Origin of the sequence: Streptomyces sp. NPDC013157 (assembly GCF_042899865.1) — a bacterium.
In the GTDB taxonomy this organism is placed as follows: Bacteria; Actinomycetota; Actinomycetes; order Streptomycetales; family Streptomycetaceae; genus Streptomyces.
Genome location: NZ_JBIBAK010000009.1, coordinates 167,491 through 181,633, shown reverse-complemented (window position 1 = coordinate 181,633; position 14,143 = coordinate 167,491). Strand labels below are relative to the sequence as shown.

General features: G+C 71.3%; 11 protein-coding genes. 7 read left to right on the top strand and 4 right to left on the bottom strand.

Annotated elements, in window-relative coordinates; translation table 11 throughout:
- The first annotated feature begins 831 nt into the window (after positions 1 to 831).
- From ACFY6U_RS26370 to ACFY6U_RS26360, 3 genes are all read left to right on the top strand, one after another.
- Positions 832 to 3,948, top strand: a complete 3,117-nt coding sequence (locus ACFY6U_RS26370; RefSeq protein ID WP_390042059.1) for a sacsin N-terminal ATP-binding-like domain-containing protein — start codon at positions 832 to 834, stop codon at positions 3,946 to 3,948.
- A 133-nt stretch (positions 3,949 to 4,081) separates the two neighbouring features.
- Complete coding sequence (locus ACFY6U_RS26365) at positions 4,082 to 5,005, top strand: hypothetical protein (RefSeq protein ID WP_390042057.1); 924 nt, start codon at positions 4,082 to 4,084, stop codon at positions 5,003 to 5,005.
- Between the two features lie 173 nt (positions 5,006 to 5,178).
- On the top strand, positions 5,179 to 6,012 hold the full coding sequence (locus tag ACFY6U_RS26360; RefSeq protein WP_390042055.1) for a hypothetical protein: 834 nt from the start codon (positions 5,179 to 5,181) through the stop codon (positions 6,010 to 6,012).
- A gap of 116 nt (positions 6,013 to 6,128) precedes the next feature.
- Here ACFY6U_RS26360 and ACFY6U_RS26355 read toward each other — a convergent pair whose 3' ends face one another.
- Positions 6,129 to 8,528 carry an HAD-IC family P-type ATPase gene (locus tag ACFY6U_RS26355; protein WP_390042053.1) on the bottom strand — a complete coding sequence of 800 codons (2,400 nt, stop codon included), beginning with the start codon at positions 8,526 to 8,528 and terminating at the stop codon, positions 6,129 to 6,131.
- 301 nt (positions 8,529 to 8,829) lie between these two features.
- The gene (locus ACFY6U_RS26350) at positions 8,830 to 9,084 is read right to left on the bottom strand and encodes a DUF2530 domain-containing protein (protein ID WP_293989033.1); all 255 of its coding nucleotides are present in this window, start codon (positions 9,082 to 9,084) and stop codon (positions 8,830 to 8,832) included.
- A gap of 112 nt (positions 9,085 to 9,196) precedes the next feature.
- Between ACFY6U_RS26350 and ACFY6U_RS26345 the strand changes: the two genes are divergently transcribed.
- Complete coding sequence (locus ACFY6U_RS26345) at positions 9,197 to 10,648, top strand: NCS2 family permease (protein WP_390042051.1); 1,452 nt, start codon at positions 9,197 to 9,199, stop codon at positions 10,646 to 10,648.
- A 10-nt stretch (positions 10,649 to 10,658) separates the two neighbouring features.
- On the opposite strand, the gene ACFY6U_RS26340 is transcribed toward ACFY6U_RS26345, so the two are convergent.
- Positions 10,659 to 10,853: a ribbon-helix-helix protein, CopG family gene (locus tag ACFY6U_RS26340; protein WP_293989037.1), complete on the bottom strand. Its 195-nt coding sequence runs from the start codon at positions 10,851 to 10,853 to the stop codon at positions 10,659 to 10,661.
- A 181-nt stretch (positions 10,854 to 11,034) separates the two neighbouring features.
- On the opposite strand from ACFY6U_RS26340, the gene ACFY6U_RS26335 reads away from it, so the two are divergent.
- The gene (locus tag ACFY6U_RS26335) at positions 11,035 to 11,472 is read left to right on the top strand and encodes a MarR family transcriptional regulator (protein WP_351484269.1); all 438 of its coding nucleotides are present in this window, start codon (positions 11,035 to 11,037) and stop codon (positions 11,470 to 11,472) included.
- Between the two features lie 29 nt (positions 11,473 to 11,501).
- Positions 11,502 to 12,851: an MFS transporter gene (locus ACFY6U_RS26330; RefSeq protein ID WP_390042049.1), complete on the top strand. Its 1,350-nt coding sequence runs from the start codon at positions 11,502 to 11,504 to the stop codon at positions 12,849 to 12,851.
- Positions 12,852 to 12,887: 36 nt separating this feature from the next.
- Here ACFY6U_RS26330 and ACFY6U_RS26325 read toward each other — a convergent pair whose 3' ends face one another.
- Positions 12,888 to 13,430, bottom strand: a complete 543-nt coding sequence (locus tag ACFY6U_RS26325; protein ID WP_390042047.1) for a GNAT family N-acetyltransferase — start codon at positions 13,428 to 13,430, stop codon at positions 12,888 to 12,890.
- Between the two features lie 69 nt (positions 13,431 to 13,499).
- On the opposite strand from ACFY6U_RS26325, the gene thpR reads away from it, so the two are divergent.
- Entirely contained in the window at positions 13,500 to 14,072 is a 573-nt protein-coding gene (gene thpR / locus ACFY6U_RS26320) for an RNA 2',3'-cyclic phosphodiesterase (protein WP_390042045.1), read from the top strand.
- Positions 14,073 to 14,143 lie beyond the last annotated feature (71 nt).

Below are 14,143 nucleotides of genomic sequence, written 5' to 3'. Positions count from 1 at the left end.
CAGCGCGGGGCTGGGCGCAGGAGTGCGCGCTGGGTGCGCACCAGGGTCTTCCGTATCCATCGGGAAGCGGTTCTCTTCCTGGGGGGGGGCAGGCCCTCGCCGACAACCTGCCTCGAATACGGCCCACTTGGGCATATTCGCTCGCGGGAGCGGCCCTGGTGGGGGTGCTTTCTTCTCTTCGTCCTTCTTCAGCGGGCGGCGTCCCTCGCGACCGACGCCCGCGTTTCCGGGCTGCGGGCCTTCTGCCACGGCGGTGCCGGAGACCGTCCCCGGCCGCCAGCAGGAGCCTGCCGGCCGCCGCCGTGAGGGCGGTCAGGAGGGCGCCCTGCGTGCCGTGGAACTCGGCGAGGGCGCCTGAGACGGTCTGGCCGACGGCTGTGCCCAAGGGGCCGCCGGTGCACAGGACGATGTCTCCATCGGGCAGGTCGAGGAGACGCGCCACCCAGCCACCAACGCGCCGACGAGCCCGATTCTGGGCGCCAAGGTACGGCAGCCTCGGGGGCGGCAATCGGCCCGGGGCGTCGGGTCGGGCGATCGGTCGGATGGTGCCGCGATGTGCCGCGATGTGTCGTCGGTCGCCCGCGGCGCCCTCGTGGCCGGTCGCGCCCGTGCGGCGGTGGACGCGCGCTGCGCACCGCCCCGTGCCGCTCGGGGGTGCCGGACAGCTCCCTGGGCCGCCCCCTGGGCCGCCCCCTGGGACAGCTCCCGCAGCCGCCGAGCGCCTGGCGCCGCGACCAGTCGTTCGTTTCTCGGCCAGGCGAGTCGGCTGGGCGGACGGGCGACCCCCCGGCGCGCGGTACCTTCGTCCTCACGTCGACTTGGAGAGTGAACGTGAGCAAGTTCGTGCGGCCCGCCGCCGAGGGCGCCGACCCCTTCGGCACCGCCCGCCTGCGCCGCGGTGTCCTCGACGCCTGGGCCACCAGCCCCGCCCGGTTCCGGGAGGACGCGAACGCCGAGGAGGACCTGGTCCTCGGGGGGTACCGGGACCGGCTCGTCGTGGAGCTCGCGCAGAACGCGGCGGACGCGGCGGCACGGGCCGGTGTGCCCGGACGGTTCCGGCTCACCCTCCGCGACGGCGTCCTGTTCGCCGCCAACACGGGCGCCCCGCTGGACGCGGCCGGCGTCGAGTCCCTCTCCACCCTGCGCGCCTCCGCGAAGCGGGGGGACAGCGAAGGGGCGGTGGGGCGGTTCGGCGTCGGGTTCGCCGCCGTGCTGGCCGTGACCGACGAACCCGCGGTAGTGGGGCGGCACGGCGGGGTGCGCTGGTCCCTCGCCGAGGGGCGGGAGCTGGCCGAGGAGACCGCCCGGCACAGCCCGGGGCTGGGGGACGAGATCCGCCGCCGGGACGGCCATGTGCCGCTGCTCCGGCTGCCGTTCGCCGCCGAGGGCACCGCCCCGGACCCGTACGACACGGTCGTGATCCTGCCGCTGAGGGACACCGCGGCCGCCGATCTCGCCGAGCGCCTCCTCGACGCCGTGGACGACGCCGTGCTCCTCGCCCTCCCCGGGCTGGAGGAGGTCGTGGTCGAGACCGCCGACACCGTACGCACCCTGCGCCGCCGCACCGACGGCGCGCTCACCGTCGTGGAGGACTCCCAGCAGGGCACCACCCGCTGGCGTACCGTCTCCGCGCACGGCCCGCTCACCCCCGACCTGCTCGCCGACCGCCCGGTCGAGGAGCGGCTGCGGCCGCACTGGTCGCTGACCTGGGCCGTGCCCACGGACGCGCAGGGCGCCCCCGACCGGCCGCGCACCGCCGCCGTCGTGCACGCCCCGACCCCCAGCGACGAGCCGCTCGGCGTGCCCGCCCTGCTCATCGCCTCCTTCCCCCTCGACACCACCCGGCGGCACGCCGCCCCCGGCCCGCTCACCGACTTCCTGGTGCAGCGCGCGGCCGACGCGTACGCCGAACTCCTCGCCGACTGGCGGCCGGTGGGGGAGGGGATCATCCACCTGGTGCCCGGCCCGCTCGGCAAGGGCGAGCTGGACGGCGCGCTGCGCCAGGCGATCCTGGAGCGGCTGCCACGCACCGCGTTCCTGCCGCCCGCCGTGGAGAGCGACGACTCCGACCTTCCGGAGGCGCTGCGGCCGCGTGACGCCGAGATCGTGGAGGGGGCGGGGGCGGAGACCGTCCGGGTCCTCGCCGAGGTGCTGCCCACGCTGCTGCCCGCCGGTCTCGAACGCCGCGTCGAGCTGCGGACGTTGTCCGTCGCCCGGCTGCCGCTCGCCGACGCCGTCGACCGCCTGGCCGGTCTGGAGAAGGACCCGGACTGGTGGTGGCGGCTCTACGACAGCCTCGCGGGCGTCGACCCGGACCGGCTCTCCGGCCTGCCGGTGCCCTTGGCGGACGGGCGGACCACGATCGGTCCCCGGCAGGTTCTGCTCCCCACCGCGGACGCGGCCGCCATCGACCCCGAGGTGCTGGCCCGGCTCGGTCTCAAGGTCGCCCACCAGGACGCCGCCCACCCGCTCCTGGAGAAGCTCGGCGCCCTGCCCGCGAGCCCCCGCGCCGTCCTCACCACCCCGCAGGTACGGGCCGCGGTCGCGGCCTCGCTCGACGACGAGGGGGGCGCGCTCTGGGAGGAGGACGCCCCGGACGCCGAGGAGCTGGCGGAGACCGTGCTCGCGCTGGTCCGGGACGCCGGTCTTGAGCCCGGTGACGAGCCGTGGCTGGGCGCGCTGGCACTCCCCGACGAGGACGGCGAGCTGGCCCCGGCCGGTGAACTGGTCTTCCCCGGCAGCTCCTTCGCCCGGGTCATCAGGGAGGGCGAACTGGCCTCCGTGGACGCCGAGTTGGCCGAGAAGTGGGGCGAGGGACCGCTCGCCGCCTGCGGGGTGCTCGCGAACTTCGCGCTCGTCCGCGCCACCGACGTCGTCCTGGACCCGGACGAGCTGGAGCCCCGCGAGGGCGACTTCGCGGAACCCGACGACGCGGGCCTCCTCGACGCCGTCGACGTCTGGTGCGAGGACATCCTCGACCGCTTCCCGGACACCCCCGTGCCGCCGGTCGCCACCGAGCTGATCGCCGTCCGCGACCTGGACCTCGTCGACGAGGACCGCTGGCCCGAGGCCCTCGCCCTGCTCGCCCAGCCGCCGCTGCGCGACGCCCTCACCCAGCCGGTCCGCATCCTGCTGCCCGACGGCACGCACGAGGTCGTACGGCCGTACACCGCGTGGTGGCTGCGCGGGCACCCGGTCCTCGACGGCCGCCGCCCGGCCGGCCTGCTGGCGGCCGGCGGCGACCCGCTGCTGCGCGGCCTCTACGAGGAGGCCGACGCGACCGGCTTCGAGGACGAGCAGGTGCTGCGCGCGCTGGGCGTACGGACCTCGGTGGCCGCCCTGCTGGACGAGCCGGGCGGTGCCGCCGAGCTGCTCGACCGCCTCGCCGACCCGGACCGCTCTGTCAGCGGCGCCCAGCTGCACGCGCTGTACGGCGCGCTGGCGGACCTGGACCCGGAGCAGGTGACCCTTCCCGACGAGGTGCGGGCGGTGACCGACGGCCGGGTGGAGGTCGTGGACGCGGCGGACGCGGTGGTCGTCGACTCGCCCGACCTCCTGCCCTTCACCTCCGGTGTCCCCCTGCTCCCCGTACGGCCGTCCCGGGCCGCCGAGCTGGCCGAGCTGTTCCAGGTGCGGCGGCTGAGCGAGTCGGTGACGGGTTCGGTCGACTCGGAGGGCACGGAGCACGACGTCCCGGATGCGGTGCACGTCCTGCTCGGCCCGCGCACTCCGCAGACGTACGTCGAGCACGAGGAACTGGTGGTCGACGGCGTCGAGATCGACTGGCGCCTCACCGGCGACGGCGTCCTGCACGCCGCGACCCTGGAGGGCGTGGCGGCCGGTCTGGCCTGGGCGGCGGGCCAGTGGCCGCGCCGCTTCGAGGTGGCGGCCCTCCTGGAGGACCCGTCCCGGACGGAGGAGCTGGCGCGGGACCGCTGGTTCGACTGAGCAGCCGTACGACAGAACCCACCCGCCACAGATTCAGCGCAGAACTTTCAAATCCCGTACAACCCTGGTTCTCCGGCGGAGGTCTGATCGGGCGAGTCATCCAGACTCCCCGATCACTTCCATGGGGGAACGCATGCGCACACGCGCCACTGTGGCCGCCGTCTCCGGCGCCCTGGCACTCTCCGCTTTCGCGATGCCGGCCGCGCACGCCGCCGGCGGCTCGTCCTTCGGTACCGACGCGGCGAAGCTCTTCGCGGCCGCTCACTCGGCGTCCGGCAAGACCGCGTACACCGCCACCACCGCGGACGACGACGTTCCGTACGCCATGGACGTCACCTTCTCCAACGTCAAGATCGCCAAGGCGGTCAAGGTCGGTACGACCGCGCACGTCGCCACGTCGGTCACCTACACGCTGACCCACGGCGCCGATGTCGACATCACGGCCGCGGACTTCTTCTCGGGCGCCTACATCTACAAGGGCTCCTACGACGACCCGGCCAACTTCCTGATCGGCGACGACCCGGCGAAGTGCACGGCCACCTCGGCGACCACCGCCAGCTGCAAGGGGAACATCGACATCTACCCGGGTGACGGAGAGCTGTTCAACTCCGACGCCGGGCTCTGGCACGCCGGTGCCCTGGCCATCGCGTACAACGGCCAGGACCCGGCCAGCGCCGACTTCGACATCACCAAGGTCGGGTACGCCGACCAGGGCGCCCTCGGCAGCACCCAGGTCCAGCGCCTGTCGAAGCTGACGGTGAACGCCGCCCCGGAGCCGGTGAAGAAGGGCGCGACCATCACGGTCACCGGCAAGCTGTCCCGCGCCAACTGGGAGGACGGCAAGTACCACGGCTACACCGGCCAGTCCGTGCGGCTGCAGTTCCGCAAGAAGGGCAGCACCACGTACACGAACGTCAAGGGCATCAAGACGTCCTCGACCGGCACGCTGAAGACGACCACCAAGGCGACGGTGGACGGTTACTACCGCTTCTCCTTCGTCGGCACCGCGACGACCCCGGCGGTCAACGCGACGGGTGACTACGTCGACGTGAAGTAGCGGCACCGGGAGTAATCCCAAGGAGACGTAATCCGGTCGCAAAGGAAGCAAAATCTGGCCGGATTACGTCTCTCTCGTACAACCTCGCTCACCCCTCGTGGATCTGATCACCCGAGTCAACAGACTCCCTAGATCACTTGGGCCTCGCGCCCACTGTTCCCACTGGGGAATTCATGCGCATTCGTGCCACTGTGGCCGCCGTCTCCGGCGCCCTGGCCCTCTCCGCCCTTGCAGTCCCGGCCGCGCAGGCCGTCGGTGACTCGGGCACGCCGTACACGCTGAACGCCAGTTTCTCCAACGTCTCGATCGCCAAGGCGATCAAGGTCGGCACCTCCGCCGAGGTCACCGTCAAGTACACGTACAAGCTGACGCACGGCGCCGACGTGGACATCACCGCGAAGGACTTCTACACGGACGCCTTCCTCTACAAGGGCTCCTACAGCGACTCGGCCCCCGAGCTGTACGGCGACGCCGACTCGGCCACCTGCACCGCCACCTCCTCGACCACCGCCACCTGCGCCGGGGAGATCAACATCCACCCGGCCGACGGCGACCTGGAGAGCGTCTGGGCCGGCAGCTGGAACGTGGCCGCCGAGGCCGTCGCCTTCAACGGGCAGAGTCTGTCCAACCCCGACCTGAGCAAGGTCGGCTACAAGGACCAGAGCGGCCTCGCCACCACCCTGGTCCAGCGCGCGTCCAAGCTGACCGTCAACGCCGCCCCAGAGCCGGTGAAGAAGGGCAAGACGATCACGGTCACCGGCACCCTGACCCGCGCCAACTGGGACACCGGCAAGTACGCGGGCTACGGGAGCCAGTCGGTCAAGCTCCAGTTCCGCAAGAAGGGCTCCAGCACCTACACGACGCTGAAGACCATCAAGACGTCCTCCACGGGCGCCCTGAAGACGACGACCACCGCGACGGTGGACGGCTACTACCGCTACTCCTTCGCCGGCACCACCACGACCCCGGCGGTCAGCGCCACGGGCGACTACGTCGACGTGCAGTAGGCAGCGCCCTCAGGGGCAGCGCCCCGTAGGGGGCGCTGGGGGTCCCCCGGCCGAAGGCTGGGGGAGGAACTGCGCGACCAGCCCCCACCGGGCCCGCGCAGTCCCCTCAGACCGCATCACACCGGGAACCTCCGCTCCACCCACTTCCAAAGAAGCTCCAGCACCGCCGACCCCACCACGGCCACGCCGACGGCAGTCCACGGCATCGCCACCCCCACCAGCTTCAGCGCGAAGAAACTCTGCAGCGCCGGCACGGCCAGTACGAACACGAAGGCCACGCCCATCGACGCCACCAGCGCCACCCGCCACCAGGTGTACGGCCGCGCGATGATCGCCAGCACCCACAGCGAGACCAGGAACAGGGTCAGGGTCGCGGCACTGGTCTCGGCGTCCAGGGACCCGGTCCCCGTGTAGTGGTGGCGGGCGACCAGGTACGTCACGAAGGTCGCGACGCCGGCCACCACACCCCCCGGGATCGAGTACCGCATCACCCGGCGGACGAAGTGCGGCTGGGCCCGTTCCTTGTTCGGCGCCAGGGCGAGGAAGAAGGCCGGGATGCCGATCGTCAGGGTCGACAGAAGCGTCAGGTGCCGGGGCAGGAACGGGTACTCGACCCGCCAGCAGACCACGAGCAACGCGAGCAGCACCGAGTACACCGTCTTGACCAGGAACAGCGTGGCGACCCGGGTGATGTTGCCGATCACCCGCCGCCCCTCGGCCACCACCGAGGGCAGCGTGGCGAAGCTGTTGTCGAGCAGGACGATCTGGGCGACCGCCCGGGTCGCCTCGGAGCCCGAGCCCATCGAGACACCGATGTCGGCGTCCTTCAGGGCGAGTACGTCGTTCACGCCGTCGCCCGTCATCGCGACGGTGTGCCCGCGCGACTGCAACGCGCCCACCATCTCCCGCTTCTGCTGCGGGGTGACCCGTCCGAAGACCGTGCCCGAGTCGAGTGCCTCGGCCATCCCGTCCCGTTCGGCCGGCAGCCGGCGTGCGTCCACCGTCGTACCGCTGAGGCCGAGTTTCGCCGCGACGGCGCCGACGGACACCGCGTTGTCACCGGAGATGACCTTGGCGCGGACGTCCTGGTCGGCGAAGTAGCGGAGGGTGTCCGCGGCGTCCGGGCGGAGCCGCTGCTCCAGGACCACCAGCGCGGTGGCTTCGGCGCCCTGCGCCACCCCCGGGTCGTCGAGGTCCCGGTCGGCGCGGGCGAGCAGCAGCACCCGCAGTCCCTGCTCGTTGAGGCGAACGGTTTCGGCCAGTGCCGGGTCGTCGGCGCCGAGGAGCACGTCCGGCGCCCCCAGCAGCCAGGTGCTCAGCTCCCCGTCGCCCTCGCTGAAGGTCGCCCCGCTGTACTTGCGGGCGGAGGAGAAGGGCAGCGACTCCACGCACCGCCAGTCCTCGCTGTCCGGGTAGGCGTCGATGATCGCCTGGAGGGAGGCGTTGGGGCGCGGGTCGGACTCGCCGAGCGAGCCCAGCACCTTGCGTACGTACGTCTCGTCGACGCCGTCCAGCGCCCGCAGCTCGGTGACGTCCATGCCGCCCTCGGTGAGGGTGCCGGTCTTGTCGAGGCAGACGGTGTCGATCCGGGCGAGACCCTCGATCGCGGGGAGCTCCTGGACCAGGCACTGCTGGCGGCCGAGCCGGATCACGCCGATCGCGAAGGCGACGGAGGTGAGCAGGACCAGGCCCTCGGGGACCATCGGGACGATGCCGCCGACCGTGCGGGCGACGGCGTCCTTGAGGCCGTTGTTCTTCACGGCCAGCTGCGTGGCGACCAGGCCGATCGCGGCCGGGACCATCATCCAGGTCACGTACTTGAGGATGGTCGAGATACCGGAGCGCAGCTCGGAGTGGACGAGCGTGAACCGGGACGCCTCCTCGGCGAGCTGGGCCGCGTAGGCCTCCCGGCCGACCTTCGTCGCGGCGAAGGCGCCGCCGCCGGCCACCACGAAGGAGCCCGACATCACCTGGTCGCCGGGGTGTTTGACGACCGGGTCGGCCTCACCGGTGAGCAGCGACTCGTCGATCTCGAGGCCGTCGGCCTCCGCGCAGACCCCGTCCACGACGATCTTGTCGCCGGGACCGATCTCGATCAGATCGCCGAGCACGATCTCACTCGTACTCACTTCGACGGCGGCCCCGTCCCGGCGCACGGTCGGCCGCGACTCGCCTATCACCGCGAGCGAGTCCAGGGTCTTCTTCGCCCGCCACTCCTGCACGATGCCGATGCCCGTGTTGGCGAGGATCACGAAGCCGAACAGGCTGTCCTGGATCGGCGCCACGACCAGCATGATCAGCCACAGCACGCCGATGATCGCGTTGAACCGGGTGAAGACGTTCGCGCGCACGATCTCGCCGAACGAGCGGCTGCTGCGGACCGGTACGTCGTTCACCTGGCCGCGCGCGACCCGCTCCGCGACCTCGGCGGTTGTCAGGCCGGTCGCCCGCACGGGCGCCGGCAACGGTACGGGATGCACAGGGTCGAGCTCGGCGCCCGCGTCGATGTGCTGCATGCATTCGACGGTACGTGCGGATTTGCGCGTTCACCTGCCGAGTGCCCGGAAGATCCGACCAGGGGAGGACCGAAGTCGTGCGCAGGTTGTAGACACCGGGACCCTTTGCCCACCCGCCCGCCCGACTCGGCCCCCCGAAAAGCGGGGCCGACCCTCCGGCCGCCCCGGCGTCCACGGTCGAGTCCTGCTCCGCGTTCCCGTCGGGTCGTCCGGTGTTCGAGGGCGCGAGGCCCGGCGTGTGTTCCCTTCGGTTCCGCCCGGCGCCCGAGGGGGCGCTTCTGGCCGGCCTCGCGGTGATGCCCTACTCGGCCGTCGCCCGGTGCGCCTTGATCGCCGCGTCGCGTCGCTTCACGTAGTACACGCCGATCAGGCCGAGGCCGCCGCCGGCCAGGCAGGTCCAGATCCACCAGGTGTGGCCGTGGTCGGAGTACCAGCCGTAGAAGGGGAGCTGGGCGAGGAAGAGGACGAACCAGATGATCGTGCCGCCGATGATCGTCGGGACGACAGGGCCCTCGAGGGGCTCCGGTGCCTCGTGCTGGGGGGTCCACTTCGCCATGGCGCTCAGCATACGCACCCCAAGGGTCTACGCGCGGAGATAGCGATCTAGACATCATACGTTCATACTGAAACCGTTTGTGTCTGACTACTTCTTATCGTAGGAACCTACAATGTCGAGCCCGGCTTCCACTCAGGCCCCCGCCCCCGAACAGCCGGGTGCGACCCCCGCGTACGGCGCGCTGGATCGTTACTTCAAGATCTCCGAACGGGGCAGCACCCTGGCCCGCGAGGTGCGCGGCGGCTTCGCCACGTTCTTCGCGATGGCGTACATCATCGTGCTGAACCCGATCATCCTCGGCAGCGCGAAGGACATGTACGGCCACCAGCTCGACCACGGTCAGCTGGTCACCGCCACGGTCATCACCGCGGCCTTCACGACGCTGCTGATGGGCGTCATCGGCAACGTCCCGATCGCGCTCGCCGCCGGCCTCGGCGTGAACTCCGTCGTCGCGCTCCAGCTGGCCCCCCGGATGTCCTGGCCGGACGCCATGGGCATGGTGGTGCTGGCCGGCATCGTCGTGATGCTGCTGGTCGCCAGCGGTCTGCGCGAGCGCGTGATGAACGCCGTCCCCTACAGCCTGCGCAAGGCGATCTCGATCGGTATCGGCCTGTTCATCATGCTGATCGGTCTGGTGGACTCCGGCTTCGTCACCCGCATCCCGGACGTCGCCCAGACCACCGTCCCGCTCCAGCTCGGCGCCGACGGTCACCTCAACGGCTGGCCGGTGCTCGTCTTCGTGCTCGGCGTGCTGCTGACCCTCGCGCTGATCGTCCGCAAGGTCTCCGGCGCGATCCTGATCTCGATCGTCGCGATGACCGTGCTCGCGCTGGTCATCAACGCCGTCGCGCACGTGACGACCTGGGGCCTGACCGTCCCGAAGTGGCCCGGCAACCCGGCCGCCACCCCGGACTTCGGCCTGCTCGGCAAGGTCAGCCTCTTCGGCGGCTTCGGCAAGGTCGGCGTGCTGACCGGCATCCTCTTCGTCTTCACGGTCCTGCTGTCCTGCTTCTTCGACGCCATGGGCACGATCATGGGCGTCAGCGACGAGGCCAAGCTGACCGACGCCCAGGGCTACATGCCGGGCATCAACAAGGTCCTCTTCATCGACGGTGTCGCGGTCGCGGTCGGCGGTGCCAGCTCGTCCTCCGCCACCACCTGCTTCGTCGAGTCGACGGCGGGCGTCGGCGAGGGTGCCCGCACCGGCTTCGCCAACGTCGTCACGGGCGGCCTGTTCGCCGTGGCGCTGTTCCTCACCCCCGTCGCCACGATGGTCCCGTCGCAGGCGGCCACCCCGGCGCTGTTCGCGGTCGGCTTCCTGATCCTGGCCGGGTCGATCAAGGAGATCGACTGGTCCGACTACACGCTGGCGATCCCGGCCTTCGTGACCATGGTCATGATGCCGTTCACCTACTCGATCACGAACGGCATCGGCATGGGCTTCATCACCTTCGTGGTGCTGCGCCTGGCGGCCGGCCGGGCCAGGGAGATCCCGGTCGCGATGTACGTGGTCTCGGCGGTGTTCGCCTTCTACTACCTGATGCCGGCCCTCGGCCTCACGTGACCTCCCGGGGTCAGGTGACCTTCACCTGGTCGCCGTAGAACCTCTCCGTCTCCTCGACGGCGGCCGAGAACCGCTCGTCGAAGTCGTCCCGAATGAGCGTCCGGACCACGTAGTCCTGGACGCTCATTCCTCTTTTCGCCGCATGACACCGGAGCCGTTCGAGCAGCTCCCCGTCTATACGCAGGCTGAGCACACTGGTCCCCATGCATACGAGGGCGCCACATCCGCGCGCCCGGTGCGTCACTTTCCGGATCCAGCTCACTCGTAAGGGTGATGCGATGTTTTCTGGGGGTGCCCCCAGACCCCCGGATTCAGTGGCCGAGGTCACGGGCATGTCGGCGCGGCGGAGTGGTCTTTAGATAGAGTAATGAGTTACTCTAAAGAACATGCCGGACCTTACCCATGGCGACGACGCGGCCGCCGTGAACTCCCTCCGCTCCGCCGTGATGCGACTCTCGCGACGGCTCAAGCACCAGCGGGTCGACGAGTCACTGAGCCCCACCGAGATGTCGGTGCTGGGCACCCTCTCCAACTGCGGCCAGGCCACCCCCGGTGAGCTGGCCCGCAAGGAGCACGTCCAGCCGCCCTCGATGACCCGCATCGTGGCGCTGCTGGAGGCCAAGGGCCTGGTCCGGCTGGAGCCGCACCCCGAGGACCGGCGCCAGAAGGTCGTCACCAAGACCGAACAGGCCGAGGCGATGCTCGAGGAGAGCCGCGCCAAGCGCAACGCGTTCCTGGCCGGCCTGGTCGACGGCCTCGACGAGGACGAGTGGGCGAAACTCCGCGCCGCCGCCCCCGTGCTGGAGAAGCTCGCACACCTGTAACAGCCGATAGAAGGAGGAGGCGAATCCGTTTGAGTACGGGACCCGGAACACCTTCCGCCCCCGCACCGACCGCCCCTACTACCCCCGCAGCCCGTAGGTCCTCGATGTTCAGCTCGCTGAAGGTCAGGAACTACCGGCTGTTCTTCGCCGGCCAGGTCGTCTCGAACATAGGCACCTGGATGCAGCGCATCGCGCAGGACTGGCTGGTCCTCAGCCTCACCGGCTCCGCGACCGCCGTCGGCGTCACCACCGCCCTGCAGTTCCTGCCGATGCTGCTCTTCGGCCTCTACGGCGGCGTCCTGGTCGACCGCCTCAACAAGCGGCGCGCCCTCCTCGTCACCCAGACCTCGATGGCCCTGACCGGCATCGCGCTGGCGCTGCTGACCCTCTCCGGCCACGTCCAGGTCTGGCACGTCTACCTCGCCGCCTTCGCCGTCGGCCTCGCCACGGTCGTCGACAACCCGGCCCGCCAGTCCTTCGTCTCCGAGATGGTCGGCCCGGACCAGCTGCAGAACGCGGTCAGCCTGAACTCCGCCAACTTCCAGTCCGCCCGCCTGGTCGGCCCGGCCGTCGCCGGCCTCATGATCACCGGCGTGGGCACCGGCTGGGCGTTCCTCTTCAACGGCCTGTCCTTCGTGGCCCCCCTCGTCGGCCTGCTGCTCATGCGCGCCCGTGACCTGCACGTCGTCCGGCGCGCCCCGAAGGGGAAGGGCCAGCTCAGAGAGGGCCTGCGCTATGTCGCCGGCCGCCCGGACCTGACCTGGACCATCATCCTGATCGGGTTCATCGGCACCTTCGGCTTCAACTTCCCGGTCTACCTCTCCGCCTTCGCGGACGACGTCTTCCACGCGGGCGCCGGCTCCTACAGCCTCTTCAACACCCTGATGGCGGCCGGCTCCCTGGCCGGCGCCCTGCTCGCGGCCAGACGCGGCACGGCCAAGCTGCGCGTGATGCTCGCGGCGGCGGTCGCCTTCGGCGGCCTGGAGCTGGTGGCCGCGACCGCGCCCTCCCTCTGGCTGTTCTCCCTGCTCATGGTCCCGATCGGCATGTTCGGCATGACGGTCAACGTCACCGCCAACACCACCGTCCAGATGGGCACCGACCCGGCCATGCGGGGCCGGGTGATGGCCCTCTACATGATGGTGTTCATGGGCGGCTCACCCATCGGCGCCCCCATCGCCGGCTGGATCACGGACACCTACGGCGTCCGGGCGGGCCTCGCCGTCGGCGGTGCGATCGCCGCGGCCGCGGCGATCGGCATCGGCCTCGTCCTGGCCCGGGTCGGCAACCTCCGCCTGTCGGTCGGCTGGCACGGCGGTCACCCGCGGGTCCGTTTCGTCCCGAGAGAACAGCAGGAAGAGCTCGCACCGGCCGCCTGAGACAGGTACGGCGGCGGGAGCCGGCCCGGAGGCGGACTACAGCCTCCGGGCCAGCACCTGTCCCGGCCAGTCGTCGTCGCCCGGCACGCTGACGGTGAAGGTCTCGGTCGGGGTGAAGCCGTTGCTCTCGTAGAAGGCGACCAGCTTGCGGTCGTCGCCCGCGTAGCAGTCGACCCGCAGCAGCGAGATCCCGGCCCGGCGGGTCTCCGCGGCCGCGTGGGCGAGCAGCGCGGCGCCGGTGCCGGAGCCCTTGAACCGGCGGTCCGAGGCCAGGATGTGGATGTACCGCTCGGGCTCGTCGACGGGCGCGAGGTAGGGGCCGGGCGCGTCGGTGAGGGTGAGGGTGGCGGCCGGGACGCCGTCGTACTCGGCGATGTAGGGGCTGCCCTCCGCGAAGTACCGGGTGATCATCTCCACCGCCTTCGGGTTCTCGGACCAGGGAGTGGTGCCCCATTGCCGGGTCCGCCCCTGGGCCGCCAGCCACGCCACGGCGCTGTCGAACATCCCGAGGACCACCGGGATGTCCTCGGCGCGGCCGTCCCGGATCCTGATCTTCCCGTTGGTCTCCGTGCTCTCCATGCTCTCCATGCAGCGATTCACGCCGCCGTACGTCCCGCGCGCAATCGTTTTTTTGGCAGGGTTGCCTCCATGAGACTCTTCGCAGCCGTGCTGCCCCCGCCTGAGGTGGCCGCCGAACTCGCCGCCGAGGTCGACCGGTTGAAGCGGCTGCCCGGCGCGGAGGCGCTGCGCTGGACCGGCCGCCCCGGCTGGCACTACACGCTCGCGTTCTACGGCGAGGTCGACGACGACGTCGTACCGGCCCTGTCGGAGCGCCTCGCCCGCGCCGCCCACCGCACCCCGCCCTTCGCGCTGGCCGTCGCGGGCGGCGGGCAGTTCGGACACGGCAGGGCCCTGTGGGCCGGGGCCGAGGGCGACCTGGACACCCTCCGCCTGCTGGCCGACCGCACGGAGGCGGCGGCCCGGAAGGCGGGCCTGCCGATGGGGGAGCACCGCCGCTACAAGGCCCACCTGACGGTGGCCCGCAGCCGGGACGCGGTACAGGTACGGCCGTACGTCGCGCTGCTCGCGGAGTTCGCGAGCCGGGCCTGGACGGTCGGGGAGCTGGCGCTGGTGCGGAGCAGTCTGCCGACGTCGGGGGTGCCGGGCGAGCAGCCGCGGTACGAGGTGGTCGCCCGCTGGGAGCTGGGGGCGGCCGGTTAGGCTCGTTGCCGTGGACCCGAAGACCAGGAACCGGATCATGGCCGGTGCGCTCGTGTTGTTGTTCGTGGTGG